The following is an 18605-nucleotide window of genomic DNA, read 5'->3' on the forward strand; positions in this document are numbered from 1 at the left end:
CCGGCTGGGCCGAGGTCACTCGCCGGGCGGGGCCGGGACCGCACCGCGCGGTCGACCTCCGCGCGGTCGACCTCCGCGCGGTCGACCACCGCGCGGGCGCCGGCCGGCTGCGCCGACGCACCGCGGAGTGGCGTAGCGGTGTGCGCCGACGTACGCCGGAGTCTTGGTGCCGGCCGGCTGCGCCGAGGCCGCCCGCCGGGTCGGCCGGGGCGGGACCGCACCGCACCCCGATCAGGGGGGCGCCCGCCCCGGCCCCCGCACGCCCCCACGCGAGGAAGCACCGCACCGCACCGCACCGAACCACCCTGCCGAGCCGCACATCCAAGGAGCCCTCGCATGTCCTCGCCCCACCTCCAACTCCCCCTGTCCAGAAGGGGTTTCCTGATGGTGAGCGCCGGAGCGGGCGCCGCGCTCGGGCTGGCGGCCCTGCCCGCCGAGGCCGCGCCTGCGCCCGCCGAGGCCACCGCCCGGTCCCGCCCGTTCGGCCGGTACGGGTCACCGGCCGCCCGCCTCACCCCGAAGACCCTGTACGTCGACCGGCGGGGCCGCGGCGACCACACCACCGTCCAGGCCGCCGTGCGGGCCGCCACCACCGCCGGACACACCCTGGTCATCGCGCCCGGCGTGTACCGCGAGACCGTGTCCGCCGGTGTCGTCGACCCCGCCACCGGGCAGCGCACCGAGGCTGCCGCCGAGATGACCTGGATCGGCGCGAGCGAGAACCCGTGCGACGTCGTCATCGTCTACGACAACGCGGCCGGCACGAAGAAGCCCGACGGCTCCGGCACCTACGGCACCACCGGCTCCGCCACCACCCTGATCCGCACCGACGGCTTCACCGCCCGCTGGATCACCTTCGCCAACGACTGGCTGCGCGCCGACCACCCCGAGATCACCGGCACTCAGGCCGTCGCCATCAAGGTCCTCGGCGATCGCTCGGCCTTCCACCACTGCCGTTTCCTCGGCCACCAGGACACCCTGTACGCCGACTCCTTCGCCTTGTCCGTCTTCGCCCGCCAGTACTACGCGCACTGCTACGTCGAGGGCGACGTCGACTTCGTCTTCGGCCGGGGCACGGCGGTCTACGAGAACTGCCACTTCCGCACCCTGAACCGCACCGACCTGTCCTCCGCCCCGTACGGCTTCGTCTTCGCACCCTCCACGGCGGGCGCCAACCCGCTCGGCTACCTGGTGCTCCGCAGCCGGATCAGCAGCGCGGCCCCGGACGCGTACTACAAGCTGGCCCGCCCCTGGGTGCCCAGCTCGGACACGACCGCCCGCCCGTCGCTCACCGTGCGGAACACCTGGATCGGCCCGGGCATCGACGCGGTCGCGCCCTACACCAACATGTCGGACGCCTTCCCCTGGCAGAACCAGCGGTTCGCCGAGTACCGCAACACAGGACCGGGCGCGGAGATCACGGTGCCCGCCCATCGTCCCCAACTCACCGACGAGCAGGCCGAGTCGGCGACACGTGCGGCCTACCTCGGTGACTGGACGCCGTGGCAGGGGGAGCGCTGATGCGCAGGCGCACGCTCCTGACGGGCATCGCTGGGGGGCTGGTGGCGGCCGGTGCCGGTGCCGGTCCCGCCCTCGCCGTCGGCCGCCGCGTCCTGCACGTCCGCCCCGGCGACTCCGTCCAGGAAGCCGTCGACGCGGTGACCGGCCCGGGCTGGACGATCGTCGTGCACCCGGGCATCTACCGAGAGGTCGTCGACGTCCCTGCCACCAAAGCGGAGTTGACCCTGCGCGGCGCCACCCGCGATCCGCGTGACGTCGTCATCGTGTACGACAACGCGAACGGCACGCAGAAGCCGGACGGTTCGGGCACGTACGGCACCGCGGGCTCCGCCACCTTCACCTCGGCGGCCCCCGGGCTGACCGTCCGCGACCTCACCCTCGCCAACGACTGGCTGCGCGCCGACCACCCCGAGATCACCGGAACGCAGGCGGTGGCGGCGTACACGTACGGCGACCGCACCCACTTCGAGAACGTCCGCCTCCTGGCCCACCAGGACATCCTCTTCGTCGAGACGAGCGCGCTGGACGTCTTCGACCGGCAGTACTTCCACCGCTGCTACATCGAAGGCGACGTCGACTTCGTCTTCGGCCGGGCGACCGCGGTGTTCGAGGACTGCCACTTCCGCACGCTGCGACGGGACGTGGCCTTCACCCCGAAGGGCATGGTCTTCGCCCCGTCCACCGCCCGCGCCAACCCGCACGGCATCCTCGCCGTCCGCTCCCGGATCACCTCAGCCGCCGAGGACGGGGCGTACAAGCTGGCACGGCCGTGGGTGCCGTCGTACGAGACGACCGCCTGGCCCTCCCTCGTCGTGAGGGACAGCCGGATCGGTCCGGGGATCGACGCGGTGGCGCCGTACACCAACATGCGCGAGGCCTATCCCTGGCAGACCATGCGGTTCCGGGAGTACCGCAACACGGGCCCGGGCGCGGCCGTCACGGTGCCGGAGAACCGGCCCCAACTGACCGGCGAAGAGGCCGAGACGCACACCAAGTCGGCCTACCTCGGCGACTGGAGGCCCCGTGCGTAGGGCCGTGACAGCTCTCCTTGCCTGCGCGTTCCTGCTCGTGCCGACGACGGCCTCCGCCGCCGACCGCGCACCTGTCGGCTGGGCCTCCACCGGCACGGGCACCACCGGCGGCGCGGGCGGCACGACCTGGACGGTGCACACCCGCGCCGAGCTGAAGGAGGCCCTGGCCAACGAAGGCGAGCCCACCGCACCCAAGGTGATCCGGGTCGTCGGGGACATCGACGGCCATGAGGCGGCGGACGGTTCGCTGCTCGGCGAGCAGGACTACGCGCCCGGGTACGACCTCGGGAAGTACATGTCCTGCTTCGGCGAGGACGGAGCTGTCTGGTCCGACACCCGATACGACTACTGCAAGCAGCAGCGCACGCTCAGGCAGAACGGATCGAACAGGGAAAAGGCGCAGATCCAGCTGACCGTGCCGAGCAACACCACCCTGGTCGGCGTGGGCGGTACCGCCCGGCTCCTCGGCGTCTTCCTGACCGTCAACACCGGCACGAACATCATCGTCCGGAACCTGCACCTGGAAGCGCCCGTCGACCACTTCACCAGCTGGTCGCCGGGCGACGGGACGCAGGGCAGCTGGAACGCCCGCTTCGACGCGATGACCGTGATCACCGGCAAGAACATCTGGGTCGACCACTGCACCTTCACCGACGGCCGCTTCCCGGACCGCAAGGCACCCCTCGGCTTCCACGGGGAGCACGTCCAGCGGCACGACGGCCTCTTCGACATCGAGGACGGCTCCGACTTCGTCACGGTGTCCGACAGCCGGTTCATCGACCACGACAAGGCGATCCTCATCGGGTCCGGCGACGGGCGCGGCGACCGGGACCGCGGGCATCTCAAGGTCACCTTCGTGCGCAACCTCTTCACCGACATCGTGCAGCGCGGCCCCCGCGTCCGCTTCGGGCAGGTGCACGTCGTCAACAACGTCTACCGGGGCCGGGCCGCCGACACCCTGTACGCGCTCGGTGCCGGCCTGGAGTCCGCGATCTTCTCCGAGCGCAACGTCTTCGTGTACCCGCGCGGCAACCCGGCGCTGGCGGTCGCGAACTACGGCGGCGAGCACTTCCGCGACACCGGCTCCTGGTTCAACGGCCGCCCGGCCCGCCTCGACGCCGTGGCGAGCGGCCTCGGCCTCACCGGCGAGGTCGGCTGGGACCCCGCCGACGTCTACGACTACCGGCCCCTCAGGTCCCCGTCCGCGGTCGAGCACTACGTCCTGCGTCACGCAGGCACCGGGAGGCAGTATGAGTGAGCCGTTCGGTCGCCGGACCTTCGTCGCGGGAGCCACCGCGGCGGCGTTCCTCGGCGGTACACCCGGTCCCGCACAGGCCGCCGAGCTCGTCGGCGGCAACCTCCCCGACTTCTACCCGGCGCTGAAGGACGACCTGCGCTTCCCGCTCGCCTGGGGCACCTCACCCGTCCGCGACTTCAAGGCCTGGCGCCGCGCCGCCCGTGCCAAGGTCGAGGAGCACCTCCTCGTCGGCCGGCAGGACGGGACGCCGTACGCCCCGGAGTTCACCGAAGGACCCCAAGGAGAGGGATACACAAGAGAGTTGGTGGACCTCTCCCTCACCTCGTACGAGCGTGTCCGCGGCACTCTGCTCACCCCGCACGGCACCGGACCCTTCCCCGCCGTTCTCCTCCTCCACGACCACGGAGCCAGGTTCGACATCGGGAAGGAGAAACTCGTCCGGCCCTGGTACGACGACACGCGCCTCGCCTCCGCGCAGGCGTGGGCGGACAAGTACTTCAGCGGACGCTTCCTCGGCGACGAACTGGCCCGGCGCGGCTACGTCGTCCTGTGCCTGGACGCGCTCGGCTGGAGCGACCGCGGCCCTCTCGCCTACGAGCAGCAGCAGGCCCTCGCCTCCAACTTCTACAACCTCGGCTCCTCCCTCGCCGGACTCATGGCCCGCGAGGACGCCCGCGCCGCCGCCTTCCTGGCCGGTCTCGACCGGGTGGACGCACGCCGGGTCGCGGCCGTCGGGTTCTCCATGGGCGCCTACCGCGCCTGGCAGACCGCGGCGCTCAGCGACGACATCGCCGCCGCGGCGAGCGTGTGCTGGATGACCGGGCTGAGGGAAATGATGGTGCCCGGCAACAACACGCTGCGCGGGCAGTCGTCGTACTACATGCTCCACCCCGGGCTTCCCCGGTTCCTCGACTTCCCCGACGTGGCGGGCATCGCCGCACCCCGGCCGATGCTCTTCTTCAGCGGCGCCCTGGACACCCTCTTCCCCGCCGACGGCGTCCGGGCGGCCCACGACAAGCTGCGCGCCGTCTGGCGTTCGCGCCACGCCGAGGAGCGGTTGCACCTCAAGACCTGGCCCGACCTCGGCCATGCCTTCGTCGACCGCATGCAGGACGAGGTCTTCACCTGGCTGGACCGCGTCCTGTAACCACTCCCCATCCCAGCGACGTCAAAGGACCCGCACTCCATGACTCGTCGTACCGCTCTCACCACCCTCGGCACGGCCCTCGCCCTCGGCGCCGGCCTCGCCCTGCTCCCCACCCAGGCCCAGGCCGCGACCGTGGTGGTCAGCAACTCGACCGACCTGTCCAACGCCATCAAGAACGCCACCGCCGGCACCGTCATCCAGGTCCGCGGCGGCACCTACTACCCGACGGCCACGCTCCAGTCCACGGCCAACGGCACCTCGTCGGCGCCGGTCACGCTCACCGCGTACGGCTCGGAGACGGTGAAGATCGACGGGTCCTCGCTACCCGCGGGCGGCTGGATCTTCAAGCTCACCGCGGACTACTGGAACGTCTCCAACCTGACCTTCCAGAACTCCCCGGACAGCGCGGTCGTCTGCCAGTCGTGCACCGGCACCAACTGGAACAACATCAAGACCATCAACGGCGGCGACTCCGGTTTCACGCTCACCGGCGACGGCACGGTCAACAACACCGTGAAGAACATCGACAGTTACGGCCACTACGACGCCGCCACCCACGGCGAGAACGCCGACGGCATCGCCGTGAAGTTCGGCTCCGGCACCGGCAACCTCATCACCGGCGCCCGCCTCTACAACAACTCCGACGACGGCCTGGACTTCTGGTCCTTCTCCTCGCCGGTCACCGTCGAGCACACCTGGGCCATGGGCAACGGCAAGAACCGCTGGTCGGACTCCGCCTTCGCGGGTGACGGCAACGGCTACAAGCTGGGCGGCGACGGCGAGGTGGTCGCGCACGTCATCAACAACTCGGCCGCCTGGGACAACGCCGGCAACGGCTTCACCGAGAACTCCAACAAGGGCGCCATCGTCATCAACCGCACCACCGCCTATGCCAACGCCAAGTGGGGCTACTACTTCGCCACCGGCGCGGCCAAGCTCGGCAAGAACCTCGCCGTGAGCAACGGCGGCGGATCGGTGAGCAAGAGCTCCTCGGTGGCCTCCTCCGGCAACAACTGGGACAGCGGCATCTCGACGCCCGCCTTCAGGTCGACGGACGCGAGCAGCACGTACAACGCCCGCAGTTCGAGCGGCACCCTGCCCGCCACGACGTTCCTGACGACGGGCTCGACCACCATCGGCGCGACGATGAACTGACCCGCCCGGGGCGCTTGACCTGATTTTTGCCCGTGGAAGTGATCTCGATCGGGCAAAGGGTCTCGCGCCCACGGGGGTGACGCGCGTAGAAACCTGTGTCATGCATAAGCCACTGCGTATCGCTGCCGTCGCCGCCGCCTGTGCCGTCACCGGTGCCGTCCTGTACGGCGCCGGTGCGGCCACCGCCGGTCAGTCCACGGCCAACTCGACGCACGAGCCCTACAACATCGGGCTTCTGGTCAAGGACATCGACACCTATTACGGCACCACGCTCGACGCGAACGGCGTCTACCAGGCGTCCCCGGACAGCCCGTACGCCAAGGACCTCGCGCGCATCGACGCCGCCGCCAGGAAGCACATCGACCAGGCGGCCCGCAAGGCGCTGCACAAGGGCGAGAAGCCCGCGGTCGTCTTCGACATCGACGACACCCTGCTGCTCAGCCTCGACTACGAGAAGCGCAACAACTACGGCTACAACTCGGCCAGTTGGGCGGCCTACGTCAGCAAGGCCGACCGTCCGGCCGTCTTCGGCAGCCCCGAACTCGTGCGGTACGCCGAGAAGAAGGGCGTCGAGGTCTTCTACAACTCGGGCCTCAGTGAGGCCCAGCGCTCGGCCGCCGTCGAGAACCTGAAGAAGGTCGGCGCCGACATCAACCTCGACGCCGACCACATGTTCCTCAAGAACACGGCCAACCCGCCGTCCTACCTGAGCGGTTGTGCCACGCCGGGCACCTGGACCTGCACCACCGTGCAGTACAAGTCCGGCACCCGAGCGCACATCGAGAAGGACCTCGGGTTCGACATCATCGCCAACTTCGGCGACCAGTACTCGGACCTCGACGGCGGTTACGCCGACCGGACGTACAAGCTGCCGAACCCGACGTACTTCGTCAGCTGAGGCCCTTTACTTCCGTACCGGCCTGATCGACTCCAGCGTCGGCACCACCGGCTTGATCGTCCCGTCGGCCGCGAACTCCATGCGGTCGATGGTCGTCTCGCGGTGCATGCCGTCGCCGCCCGGCCTGCCGGGGCCGTTCAGGGCGAACCGGTGGTAGACGACGTACCAGTCGTCGGTGCCGGGGACGTTCACCACGGAGTGGTGGCCGGTGCCGAGGATGCCGTACTCGGGGCGCTTGGACAGGATCGTCCCCTGCTTGGTCCACGGGCCGAGCGGGGACGGTCCCGTCGCGTAGGCGACGTGGTAGTTCTCGCTGCGGGTGTCGTCCTCGGACCACATGAAGTAGTACGTGCCGTTCCGCTTGATCACGAAGGACCCCTCGCGGAAGTTGTCCGGGGTGATGTCCTTCACCCGCGAGGCGTCGAAGGACACCATGTCGTCGTTCAGCGGCGCCACGTACCCGCGCCCGTTGCCCCAGTACAGGTACGCCTGACCGTCGTCGTCCGTGAACACGGCGGGGTCGATCATCTGGCCGCTCAGTGAACCGCCCTTCGCCACCAGGGGTTTGCCGAGCGCGTCCTTGAACGGGCCGGCCGGGGAGTCCGCCACCGCCACGCCGATCTGCTGCTCGGCGCAGAAGTAGAAGTAGTACTTCCCGTCGCGCTCGGCGATCGCCGGCGCCCACGCGTACGTGTCCGCCCAGGCCACGTCGGGGCCGAGGTCCAGGATGACGCCGTGGTCCTTCCAGTGGACCAGGTCCTTCGACGAGTACGCCTTGAACCGGGTCCCGCCCCAGCCGGGGAAGCCGTCCGTCGTCGGGTAGATCCAGTACTCGCCGTTCAGATAGTGCACGTCGGGGTCGGCGTTGAGGCCGGGCAGGGTCGGGCTGCCGGTGCGGACCGCCTCGACCGTCCAGGTGCGGGTCGTGCCGTCGGCGGCTCTCACGGTGTACGTCTGCGGCTTGCGGAAGTCCCGCCGGGTGCCCGACCTCGGGCTCAGCGTCGCGCCCGCACCCACGTGGATCCGAGGGGCGAGACGTGCCACATCCGCGCCCGGCTCCATCGGCAGCACGACCTTCGACGCGGCCTCGGTCACGACCGCGTACCCCTTCTGGCCCGTCGCCGTCGCGTCCACGACCGACGTCGGCGTCGACGGGTACGCGGCAAGGAGCCGGTCGTACTCGGCTTGCGTGACCGGCAGCACCGTGCCGTGCCGCGGGCTCGCGGGCAGCTGGTAGTTCGTGGACATCGTCCACTTCCCCGAGTCGAGGTCGGTGGTCTCGAAGGGGACGTAGCCGCGGCCGCCGTACTCGTCGATGAACAGGTACCACTTCTTCTCGGTGTTGGACTTGAAGACCGTCGGCCCCTCGCCGCGGTCGATCGAGCCGCTGCCGATGCACTCGGAGACGAAGTCGTACGACGTGTCCGTCAGGCTCGTCGACTTCTCCCCGGTGATGAACTTCGAGCAGGGGGAGCTGGAGGACGGGTCCCGCTCGTCCTTGGTGTACCGGTAGTAGGTGTCCTTGTGCTTCACGACCGTCGAGTCGATCACCGAGTAGCCGGGGTCGTCCCAGACCTTCGGCTCGCTGAAGGTGCGGAAGTCCTTGGTGGTCGCGTAGAGCATCTTGTTGTACGTCGATCCCGTGTGGTCGGGATCGTCGTCGGCGTACAGCTTCGACGCCCAGAAGACGACGAACTCGCCCAGCGAGTCGTCCCAGTAGGCCTCCGGCGCCCAGGTGTTGCCCGCGTTGTCGGGGGAGACCTTCACCAGCCGCTGGTCGGTCCAGTGGACCAGGTCGGTGGACTCCCACACCATGATCGACTTGCTGCCGTGCCGCTGGACCTGGTCCCAACTGCCGCTGGAGTTGCGGTACATCCTCAGGTCGGTGGCGATCATGTAGAACTTGTCGCCCTCGGGGGAGCGGATCACGAACGGGTCCCGCAGCCCCTTCTCGCCGATCGTGGACGTCAGGACCGGCTTGCCCGCGTTCAGCTCCCGCCAGTGCAGCGGGTCGTTGCCGCGGCTGAGGGCGTAGCGGATCTGCTCGCCGTCGGCGGTGCCCTCGCCGGTGAAGTAGGCGAAGAGGTAACCGGCGTACTTGGACTGCTTCACGGGTGGTGCTCCTGATTGCGCGGTGCCGGCAGGGGCGGCGAGGAGAGAGAGGAGAAGGGCGAGGAAGGGGACCAGGAGCGTGCGGGCGGTGCGGCGTCTGGCGGGTCGCATGACACATCCTGTGTGACTGTGGGGGTTTCTGTGGGGTCGGTTCGCCTTCGGAGTGTCACCGGCGGGGGACAGCTGGTCAATCGGTGCGGTTGGGGCCGAGGGGAGCGAAAGTTTCGATCGTTTTCGCTGGGCGGCAACCTTTTCGGCCGGGGCGGCGACCGGATGTCAGAAGCGGGCCGGGGCGGCCCCTCCGGCCCGCTTCGTCCCCCAACGCCTAGGAAAGGAACGCCCCGTGCGTCTTGGCACCGGACGTCACCGCAGGACGCGGACCCTCTCGATCGCCGCGGCGGTGGCCGTCACCGCGTGCGCGAGCGGCGTCTACCTCGGCCTCTCGAACGGCGGTGCCCAGGCCGCCTCGACGACGGTCACCGTCTCCACCACCGCCCAGCTGGAGTCGGCCGTCAAGAACGCGTCCGCCGGTACCGTCATCCAGGTCCGCGCCGGCACGTACTCTCCGAAGGCCAGTCTCAAGTCCACGGCCAACGGCACGAGTTCGGCGCGGATCACGCTGCAGGCGTACGGCAGTGAGAAGGTGAAGATCGACGGTTCCAAGCTGGCCGACGGCTCCTGGCTCGCCGGGATCCACGGCGACTACTGGACCGTCCAGAACCTCACCTTCCAGAACTCCCCGGCCCAGGGCTTCGTCGTCACCTCCTCGGTCGGCGGTGTCTTCAAGAACCTCGTCACCGCGAACAACGGTGACTCCGGCCTCACCCTGCGCGGCGACGGCACGACCGACAACCTCGTGCAGAACCTGGACAGTCACGGCAACTTCGACCCGGCCGGGCACGGGCAGAACGCCGACGGCATCGCCGTGAAGTTCGGCTCCGGCACCGGCAACCGGATCACGGGCGCGCGGCTGTACAACAACTCCGACGACGGCCTCGACCTGTGGCAGTTCTCCTCGCGCGTCACCATCGAGCGCACGTGGGCCTTCGGCAACGGCACGAACCGTTGGGGCGACTCGGTGTTCGAGGGCAACGGCAACGGGTTCAAGCTGGGCGGCGGAGGTGTCACGGTCGCGCATGTCGTCAAGAACAACGCGGCGTGGGACAACACGGCGAACGGGTTCACGGAGAACTCCAACCGCGGTGCGATCGTGTTGAACCGGAACACCGCGTACGCCAATGCCAAGGCCGGGTTCTACTTCGCGACCGGCAAGGCGCGGCTGGCCCGCAATCTCGCGGTGGGCGACAAGGGCGGGCTGTGCAAGCTGGGTTCGTCGACGGTGTCCGCGGCGAACAACTGGGACAGTGGGGTCAGTACGCCGTCCTTCAGGTCGACGGACGCGACGACGGCGTATGCCTCCCGGCAGCCGAGCGGGGCGTTGCCGTCGACCGCGTTTCTGACCACGGGGTCTACGGCGATCGGTTCGTCGATGAACTGACCGGTGGTTCGCGGGCTGCGGGCCCGCGCCCCTGGTACGTGAACGCCCCGCCGGTCGTCACCGGCGGGGCGTTCCTCGTGCCGACCCAGGGGGGCTCTGGTCGGCAACCGCCGGCCGAGGGGGGCTCAGGCCAGCAGATCCATGCAGTCGAACGAGGTGCCGGCGCTGAGGTAGGCCGAGCCGCCCGAACCACTGACGATGTTGAGTTTCAGGACGTTGTACTGCGAGGTGTCCGTCTTCCACGCACTGGTAGGGACGTTGAAAGTGAAGGTGTGGTTGTTTCCCCGGTACGAACCCGTGGTGAGGGAGCGCGTGGAGGGCTGCGTGGGGGCCGAGGGAAGCGGCGAGACCCAGTCGTTGACGGTCACCCGCGGCCGCCCGTTGGCGAACGCGTCCGTCACCCCGACCCGCAGCGTGTGCGCGGCGGCGGCCTGGGCCTCGGTCAGCTTGAAGTAGACCAGGATCCCGTCGTTGACGTCCTTCCACATGTAGGCCGGGAAGGACGCGGCCTCGCCGCCGCCGCCGATCGTGACGTTCCCCGTCCACTTCGCGGCGCGGCCGTCGGACGGATGCGCGTACGTCATCAGCTCGGCGTTCTTGAACCCGCCGGGCGTGCCGTCCCAGTCGCCGAGCCGCCAGAGGGTCCGGGCGGCGGACGGGTCGCCGGTGACGGTGATGGTGTGCAGGGAGGTCGTACCGCCCGCGGTCACCTTCACCGTGCCGGTGTGCACGGCGAGTTCGCCCTTGTACACCGTCATCGTGTACGTCCCCGGCAGCATCCCCTTGCAGGAGAAGGCGCCGGTGCCGGCCGCGGCCTTGGCCCAGTACTGGGCGTCGGCGTTGGCGAAGCCAACGGTGTAGGCGTACTCGGCGTTCATGCCCTTGAGGCCGACGCCCGCCACCCGGCCGCGGCCGGCCTTGCCGACCCAGCCGGTGATGCCGAGGCCGTCCACCCACGAGGAGTCGAGGTTCGCGTGGGAGAGGGACGAGGCCGGGGTGCCGCCGTCGGTGAAGGCCAGCACGTACGGGCCCTGGAGGCCGAAGCGCTCCGGCTCCGTCTGGGCCTGGTTGTAGTGCAGGATCTCGTAGAGCCCGGCGCCGAGGTCGTTCGAGTGGCGCAGCAGGGAGCGGTAGAACGGGCCGCCGGAAGCCTTCTCGTGGTTGGAGCGGACCAGCCACAGGCCGACCGATCCGGTGGTGAAGCCGACGTGGTCGTAGTCGATCGTCCGCTTGCCCGAGTAGTGCTTGGAGTGTGTGGTGCCGTCCGCGCGCTGCCAGACGTCCCCGGCCTCGATGACCTTGTCTGTCGGGTCGGAGGCCTCGATCCAGGTGTCCGGGCCGGTGTTGGGGAACATCCCGGGCTTGAGGCGGACGAGGAACCGGGTGGCGGTGAAGGAGGCGTCCCTCTTGTCCGTCCACAGGTAGATGTTGTTCTCGCCCCTGCGGGCCGCGTACCACTGGGTGACGGCGCCGTGCGTGACCTTCACGAGGATGGTCGACCCGGACTGCTTGATCGTGACGGTGGAGGCGCCGAGCCCCGACTCGACGTGCGAGTGCTTGCCGCCGTAGCCCTCGTACTCCTTGCCTTTGTAGGCCAGGGACGTGATGTCGCCGGTCGACTTGGAGACCTTGAAGACCAGGGAGGCGCCGGTGTCGACGACGTGGTTCTTGCCGTCGTCCGAGTGGCCGAACGCGGCCGCCGACGCGGAGGAGAGAAGGCCGGTGCCTCCCGCGACGGCGGCGCCGGTGGCGGCGACGCCGATCGCGGAGGCCCCGAGCACACGTCTGCGCGTGAGGTGCTTCTTGTGCGTGCTCAAGGAGTGTGCTCCGTCATACGTGAATGTTCACTCACTGATATGTGATGTCAGATGACGTGAACTTGCAGGAGGTTCCGTCCGGGCCGACACCGAGCTGGGTGGGCTCCTTGCCGGTGTTGTTGCCCTGGAAGCGGACGCAGGTCTTGATCTTCTTGCCGCTGTCGCCGTGGATGCGCACCTTGCGCAGGGCGGCGGTGTCTCCGTAGTTGGAGTTGATGCCGACGATCGAGTTCATCGGCGCGGTGACGTCCACGTCGTTGATGATGATCGTGCGCTTGTACTGCGTGGAGCAGTTGCCGCAGGAGCGCACCAGCTTGCCGGAGTTCTCGACCTGGAACTTGCTGACGACGAGCTTGCCGGCGCCGTTGAACTGGAGGACCTTGTCCGACCCGTTCCTCGCGCCGCCGCCGTCGACCGTGTACACGGACGAGGACGACTTGCCCTTGAAGGTGGCGGCGTCCTCGCCGACGTCCAGCCACCACACGTTCTGCAGGGTGCAGCTGCCCAGGCAGTGCACGCCGTCGGCGGCCGGAGTGCCGATGATCACGTTCTTGAGGACCGCGCCGTCGGCGAGCTGGAAGACCGGGTCCTGGCCCTCCTCCTGGCCGCTGCCGCCGAGGGCGCCGGAGCCGTAGAACTTCGTGAGCTTGCCGTCGTACGTGCCGGACACCTTGATCGTCGACGAGACGGCCTTGCTGCCGTTGGCGGTGGGCCATGCGGAGGCGGCGCCGGCGGAGGACAGCATCGTCGTGGTGACGATGGCCGCGCCGGTGATGCCTAACGCGGTGGCTGAGGCGATCGCCGCCCGCTTCGTGGTGACCCGGCGGCGGTGGCGGACGCGCTGTGCGGCTCGTGCAGTCATGCCCATTCCTTGCGTGGGAGAGGAACTTTGCGCTTCCTGGTCGCCACGGGGTGAGGAAAGGGTTGCCGCCCCTTCAGAATTTTTCTACGAGTCGCCCTCGTCGTCTTCACTGGCGGCGAAGTCGCCCGCCACGGCACGCTGCTGGCCGCCGGTGGTGGCGGTGATCTCGTAGTCGTCGTCCTTCGCGTCCCGGCCGCCGCGGTCGTGGTCGTACTGGCCCGCGAACACCCACTCGCCCGGCCACACCGAACGGTCGGGCTTGAGCACCCAGGTGTAGACGAGGAAGCCGTCCTCCTCGACGACCGTCGTCGTGAAGTCGTCCTCCGGAGCGGAGCGCCAGGCACCCGCCGAGGTGAGCCCGCCGGTCTGCCTGACCTTCAACCGGACGGTGAGCGCGGTGAGTTTCTCGCTCGTCTTGAGGGTGACGTTGCTCTGCCCCCAGAACTCGTTGCTGTGCGGGTCCACCGAGCCGTCCGACCACAGCGGGCCGTCCTCGGTGCCGGAAGCGGTGGGCGCCTCGGCGGTGGCGGACGCACTCGGGGTCCGGGACGGCGACTTGCCGGACTCGCGGGTCTCCTTCGGGGCGCTCGGCGTCGGGTCCGGCGGCGGGGCGGGCGCGCGGCTCGTGGCGTCCGGGGACGGTGTCGCCGTGACCGCGACGTTCCGCTGCGGGGGAGTGTCCTCCTTCACCGCGGACGCCACCGCGTAGCCGCCGACGCCGAGTACGCCCGCGACCGCGGTCGTGGCCGCGACCACCCGTACCCAGCCGAACACCGGCGGGCGGGTCGCCCGGTGGTCGGAGCGGGTCTGCTCGGTCATGCCGCGCTCGACCCTGGCCAGAATGCGCGCGCGGTCGGGCTCGTGCGTTCCGGCCGCCTCGTGCAGCCGGGCGCGCAGCTCGTCGTGCACGTCCCGCTGCATGGTCATCGGTCCCTTCCCGCGGCGTCACCGGTTCGCGCCATCGCCGCATGCACTCTAAGCGGTGCCGCTTGCGTGCCGAGCAGCCGCTGCAGCTCCGCCATGCCCTTCGAGGTCTGGCTCTTCACCGTACCGACCGAGACCCCGAGGGCGAGCGCCGTGTCCTTCTCCGAGAGGTCGAAGGCGTGCCGCAGCACCACGCAGGCCCGCTTGCGGAACGGCAGTCTGCGCAGCGCCTCCTGCACGTCCACCACACCGGGGACGTCCGGGTTCTCGGTCTTCTCCTCGCGCTGCGACCAGAACAGCGCGATGCGCCGCCGCTCCCGGACCGCGCTGCGGATGCGGGTGCGGGCCAGGTTGGCCACGACTCCGCGCGCGTACGCCGCCGGATGGTCGGCCGCGCGGACCCGGTCCCAGCGGTGCCACAGCGCCAGCAACGCGTCGGCCGCCAGGTCGTCGGCGGCGTCGGCCTCGCCGGTCAGCAGATGGGCGAGGCGGGCCAGTTCGGCGTAGTGACGCTCGAAGAAGGCGTGGAACTCCACGGAGGCGGCGTCGTCGACGACTGTGCCCACGGGCGACCTCTCCTCACGGCGACTCGGGCACCCTCGGGCGCCTGTGCGTGTCATGTGAATGACATGTGATCGTCCGGCGTCCGCCGGGACGAGATCCGGAAGCGTAGCAGTGATCGACTACCTGGTTCGTACGGGCCTTCGAACGCTGTATGGTCCCTCGACTCCGATTCCGTAACACGGAGAAAACCTGAAAACAGTTCAACGCAGGAACAATCCAGCCAGCATCCGCACACAGATCATTCAGGCAACAAGGAGCAACAATCATGCCCCGACCGCAGAAGGTGGCCGACCGGCCGAGCGGCCCGCCACCGGCGACGAACAGCGTCGACCGGTTCTTCAAGATCTCCGAGCGGGGTTCCACCTTCGCCCGTGAGATACGCGGCGGCTTCGCCACGTTCTTCACGATGGCCTACATCCTTGTCCTGAATCCCATCATCCTCGGCAGCGCCAAGGACAAGTTCGGCGACCAGCTGGACCCGGTCCAACTCACCACCGCCACCGCCCTGGTGGCCGCCGTCATGACGATCATCATGGGCGTCGGCGGCAACCTGCCCCTCGCGCTCGCCGCCGGACTCGGCCTCAACGCGGTCGTCGCCTTCCAGATAGCCCCGCTGATGAGCTGGGACGACGCGATGGGCCTCGTCGTCCTCGAAGGCCTGCTGATCTGCGTCCTGGTGGTGACCGGGCTGCGCGAGGCGGTCATGCACGCCATCCCGCAACCCCTCAAGCAGGCGATCAGCGTCGGCATCGGCCTGTTCATCGCCTTCATCGGCTTCGTCGACGCCGGGTTCGTCACCCGCATCCCGGACATCGCGAACACCACCGTCCCGGTCCAGCTCGGCGGCACCGGCACCCTCACCGGGTGGCCGATTCTCGTCTTCTGCCTCGGCGTGCTGCTGACCATCGGACTGCTCGCCCGCAAGGTCAAGGGCGCCATCCTGATCAGCATCGTGACCATGACGATCGTCGCGATGATCATCAACTCCGCCGCCGACATCAAGTCCTGGGGCCTGACCACGCCCGAGTGGCCCGACAAGCTGGTCGACACCCCCGACTTCGGGCTGATCGGTCACTTCAGCCTGTTCGGCGCCTTCGACGCGGCCGGCGTCGGCGTCATCACCGTCGTCCTGCTGATCTTCACGCTGATCCTGTCCGACTTCTTCGACACCATGGGCACGGTCGTCGGCATCAGCGCCGAGGCCGGCCTGCTCGACGAGGAGGGCAAGGTGCCCAACCTCGGCCGGGTCCTGCTGATCGACGGTGCCGCGGCGGTCGCGGGCGGCGCGGCCTCGGCCTCCTCCGCCACGTCCTACATCGAGTCGGCGGCCGGCGTCGGTGAGGGCTCGCGCACCGGCTTCTCCAACCTGGTCACCGGCGGCATGTTCACCCTCGCCCTGTTCCTGACCCCGCTGCTGACCATCGTCCCGCTCCAGGCGGCCGCCCCGGCCCTCGTCGCCGTCGGCTTCCTGATGATGACCCAGGTCAAGAACATCGACTGGGACAGGTACGAGATCGCCATCCCGGCGTTCCTGACCATCGCCGTGATGCCCTTCACGTACTCCATCACCAACGGCATCGGCGCCGGCTTCCTCGCCTACGTGGTGATCAAGGCGGTCCTCGGCAAGGCCAAGGAGATCCACTGGCTGCTGTGGGCGACCTCGGCGCTGTTCCTGGTCTACTTCGCGATCGACCCGATCGAGCAGATCCTGGGCGCGAAGTAGGGCGGCGGCGAAGTCGGCCGGGTCCGGGGCAGCCTCCGCCGAGGCTGCCCCCGGTCTTCTGGTTCTTCTAGTTCTTCAGTGCCGCTTCCATCACGGCCTTGGCCACCGGCGCGGCCAGACCGTTGCCGCTGACCTCCGAACGGGCCGCGTTCGACTGCTCCACGACCACCGCCACGGCGACCTCCTTGCCGTCGGCCTTGGCGTACGAGGTGAACCAGGCGTACGGCGTCTGGCTGTTGTTCTCGCCGTGCTGGGCCGTACCGGTCTTGCCGCCCACCGTCGCGCCCGAAATCTGGGCGTTCGTACCGGTACCGTCCTCGACCACCGTCTGCATCGCCGACTGCAGCTGCTCGGCGGTGGAGGAGCTGACGATCTCCTTGGTGTCCGTGTTGTCGTCGTAGTTCTCCAGGACGTCACCGCCGCTGTCGGTGATCTGCGACACCATGTGCGGGGTGACCAGCTTGCCGCCGTTGGCGATGGCCGCCGACACCATGGCCATCTGCAGCGGCGTCGCCGTCACGTCGAACTGGCCGATGCCCGTCAGGGCCGTCTGTGCCTTGTCCATGTCCTTCGGGTACACGCTCTCGTACGCCCGCACGGGCACGTCCTGCGAGGCGTCGTTGAACCCGAACTTGTCCGCCTGCGCCCGGACCTTGTCCTGACCCAGGTCGACGGCCATCTTCGCGAAGACGTTGTTGCAGGAGTACTGCAGGGCCACCCGGATCGAGGCGTTCTCACAGGGCGCCGACGGGTTCTCGTTCGACAGCACGTCCGTGGAGAGCGGCAGCTGGTACGGGTCAGGGCTGTCCGTCTTCTCGTCCACCGAGGAGTACAGCCCGTCCTCCAGCGCGGCCGCCGCGACGACCAGCTTGAACGTCGAGCCCGGCGGCAGCGGCTGGCGCAGCGCCCGGTTCGTCATCGGCTTCTCGGGGTCCTTGGTCAGCTGCGTCCACGCGTCGCCGGTTCCCGTGGCGAGCGTCGACGGGTCGTACGACGGCGTGGAGACGACCGCGAGGATCTTGCCCGTGGCCGGGTCGATCGCGACGGCGGCGCCCTTCTTGTCACCGAGCGCGTCGTACGCCGCCTTCTGCACCGCCGGGTCGATCGTCGTGATCACGTTGCCCGGGTCGGCCCGCTTGCCGGTGACCGTGTCCATCACGGTCTTCAGACGGGTGTCCGTCCCGTCGAGCAGGTTCTGGTAGATGCCCTCCAACTGCGTCGCCCCGTACACCTGCGAGCTGTAGCCCGTGACGGCCGAGTACAGCTTGCCGTCCGTGTATGTCCGCTTGTACTTGAGGTCGCTGCCGGTCGTGGGCGCCGAGCCGGTGACCGACTTTCCGCCCACGACGATGTCGCCGAGCGGCTCGCTGTACAGCTCGATCGCGTTGCGCCGGTTGTCCTTGTCGTCTGCGAGCGCCTTGGCCTCGTAGAACTGCACCCAGGTCGCCCTGATCAGCAGAGCGAACACCAGGAGCAGCGTGAAGACGGAGGCGCGCCTGATCGTTTTGTTCATCCCGCTCAGAAGGACGAGCGGGAGCGAGCGGAACGTTCCCTTCCGCCGGATTTCTCATCGGGAGTTCATGAAGCCCGCCCCCCGCGCGGAACGGCTCGGCCGCCCTCAGCCCTCCAGCTTCAGCACGACCTCGTCGATCTCCTCGCCGCGGGCGTTCGCGTACCCCGTGGCGTGCGCGGTCAGGCGGAAGCCGCACTTCGTGAGGACCCGCAGGGACCCCTCGTTGTCGGCGGCGGCGCGGGCGTACAGCGGGCGCTCCGGTACCTCGGCCAGCAGATCGCTCAGGGCGGCGGTGGCGATGCCACGGCCCCAGTACGTGCGGTCGATCCAGTACGTCACCTCGCGCTCGCCCGGATCCCCGTAGACCCCCGCGCTGCCCACCACGTCACCGTCCGCGAGGACGGTCCGCACCACCACGTCGGCCGACGACCGCTGCTGTTTCCACCGGGCCTCGAAGGTGTCCCAGTCGGCCGGATCCCGCGGGGTGAAGGCCGCCATGTGCAGGGCCTCGGGGTCGTTGAACTGCCGGAAGAAGACCGGCAGGTCGCTGTCGTGGACGTCGCGGAGTGCCACCTGCATGGT

At 69.2% G+C, this 18605-nt stretch carries 15 protein-coding genes; 8 read left to right on the top strand and 7 right to left on the bottom strand.

All coding sequences use genetic code 11. The features are described 5' to 3' along the window. Positions 1 to 336 precede the first annotated feature (336 nt). The 6 genes from AC5P09_RS35320 to AC5P09_RS35345 all read left to right on the top strand — a co-directional run bounded on the left by AC5P09_RS35320 (position 337) and on the right by AC5P09_RS35345 (position 7010). Positions 337 to 1521, top strand: a complete 1185-nt coding sequence (locus tag AC5P09_RS35320) for a pectinesterase family protein (RefSeq protein ID WP_493877796.1) — start codon at positions 337 to 339, stop codon at positions 1519 to 1521. Beyond that, a complete protein-coding gene (locus AC5P09_RS35325) occupies positions 1521 to 2552 on the top strand; it encodes a pectinesterase family protein (RefSeq protein ID WP_493877797.1) in 1032 nt (343 codons plus the stop codon). The genes AC5P09_RS35320 and AC5P09_RS35325 overlap by 1 nt, the downstream gene beginning before the upstream one ends. A gap of 4 nt (positions 2553 to 2556) precedes the next feature. Further along, complete coding sequence (locus AC5P09_RS35330) at positions 2557 to 3810, top strand: pectate lyase family protein (protein ID WP_493877798.1); 1254 nt, start codon at positions 2557 to 2559, stop codon at positions 3808 to 3810. Continuing rightward, positions 3803 to 4957 carry a dienelactone hydrolase family protein gene (locus AC5P09_RS35335; RefSeq protein WP_493877799.1) on the top strand — a complete coding sequence of 385 codons (1155 nt, stop codon included), beginning with the start codon at positions 3803 to 3805 and terminating at the stop codon, positions 4955 to 4957. Before AC5P09_RS35330 ends, AC5P09_RS35335 begins: the two co-directional genes overlap by 8 nt. A gap of 39 nt (positions 4958 to 4996) precedes the next feature. Next, entirely contained in the window at positions 4997 to 6112 is a 1116-nt protein-coding gene (locus AC5P09_RS35340) for a right-handed parallel beta-helix repeat-containing protein (protein ID WP_493877800.1), read from the top strand. Positions 6113 to 6212: 100 nt separating this feature from the next. Further along, the gene (locus AC5P09_RS35345; RefSeq protein ID WP_493877801.1) at positions 6213 to 7010 is read left to right on the top strand and encodes an HAD family acid phosphatase; all 798 of its coding nucleotides are present in this window, start codon (positions 6213 to 6215) and stop codon (positions 7008 to 7010) included. Between the two features lie 6 nt (positions 7011 to 7016). On the opposite strand, the gene AC5P09_RS35350 is transcribed toward AC5P09_RS35345, so the two are convergent. Further along, a complete protein-coding gene (locus AC5P09_RS35350; protein ID WP_493877802.1) occupies positions 7017 to 9233 on the bottom strand; it encodes a glycoside hydrolase family 43 protein in 2217 nt (738 codons plus the stop codon). A 232-nt stretch (positions 9234 to 9465) separates the two neighbouring features. On the opposite strand from AC5P09_RS35350, the gene AC5P09_RS35355 reads away from it, so the two are divergent. Next, the gene (locus AC5P09_RS35355) at positions 9466 to 10620 is read left to right on the top strand and encodes a right-handed parallel beta-helix repeat-containing protein (RefSeq protein WP_493877803.1); all 1155 of its coding nucleotides are present in this window, start codon (positions 9466 to 9468) and stop codon (positions 10618 to 10620) included. A 125-nt stretch (positions 10621 to 10745) separates the two neighbouring features. On the opposite strand, the gene AC5P09_RS35360 is transcribed toward AC5P09_RS35355, so the two are convergent. The 4 genes from AC5P09_RS35360 to AC5P09_RS35375 form a co-directional block, all read right to left on the bottom strand. After that, positions 10746 to 12437 (bottom strand): rhamnogalacturonan lyase B N-terminal domain-containing protein, encoded by a 1692-nt coding sequence (locus tag AC5P09_RS35360; protein WP_493877804.1) that lies wholly within the window; start codon positions 12435 to 12437, stop codon positions 10746 to 10748. Positions 12438 to 12468: 31 nt separating this feature from the next. Further along, the gene (locus tag AC5P09_RS35365; RefSeq protein ID WP_493877805.1) at positions 12469 to 13299 is read right to left on the bottom strand and encodes a pectate lyase; all 831 of its coding nucleotides are present in this window, start codon (positions 13297 to 13299) and stop codon (positions 12469 to 12471) included. An 84-nt stretch (positions 13300 to 13383) separates the two neighbouring features. Next, a complete protein-coding gene (locus AC5P09_RS35370) occupies positions 13384 to 14226 on the bottom strand; it encodes a hypothetical protein (RefSeq protein ID WP_493877806.1) in 843 nt (280 codons plus the stop codon). Continuing rightward, a complete protein-coding gene (locus tag AC5P09_RS35375) occupies positions 14223 to 14789 on the bottom strand; it encodes a SigE family RNA polymerase sigma factor (protein WP_493877807.1) in 567 nt (188 codons plus the stop codon). Before AC5P09_RS35375 ends, AC5P09_RS35370 begins: the two co-directional genes overlap by 4 nt. A gap of 263 nt (positions 14790 to 15052) precedes the next feature. Here AC5P09_RS35375 and AC5P09_RS35380 point away from each other — a divergent pair, with 263 nt between their 5' ends. Then, entirely contained in the window at positions 15053 to 16510 is a 1458-nt protein-coding gene (locus AC5P09_RS35380) for an NCS2 family permease (protein WP_493877808.1), read from the top strand. Positions 16511 to 16577: 67 nt separating this feature from the next. Here AC5P09_RS35380 and AC5P09_RS35385 read toward each other — a convergent pair whose 3' ends face one another. Then, positions 16578 to 18023, bottom strand: a complete 1446-nt coding sequence (locus AC5P09_RS35385) for a peptidoglycan D,D-transpeptidase FtsI family protein (protein ID WP_493877809.1) — start codon at positions 18021 to 18023, stop codon at positions 16578 to 16580. A gap of 105 nt (positions 18024 to 18128) precedes the next feature. Continuing rightward, positions 18129 to 18602, bottom strand: a complete 474-nt coding sequence (locus AC5P09_RS35390) for a GNAT family N-acetyltransferase (protein WP_493877810.1) — start codon at positions 18600 to 18602, stop codon at positions 18129 to 18131. Between the last annotated feature and the right edge of the window lie 3 nt (positions 18603 to 18605).

The sequence above is a fragment of the Streptomyces sp. a15 genome (genome assembly GCF_059026085.1).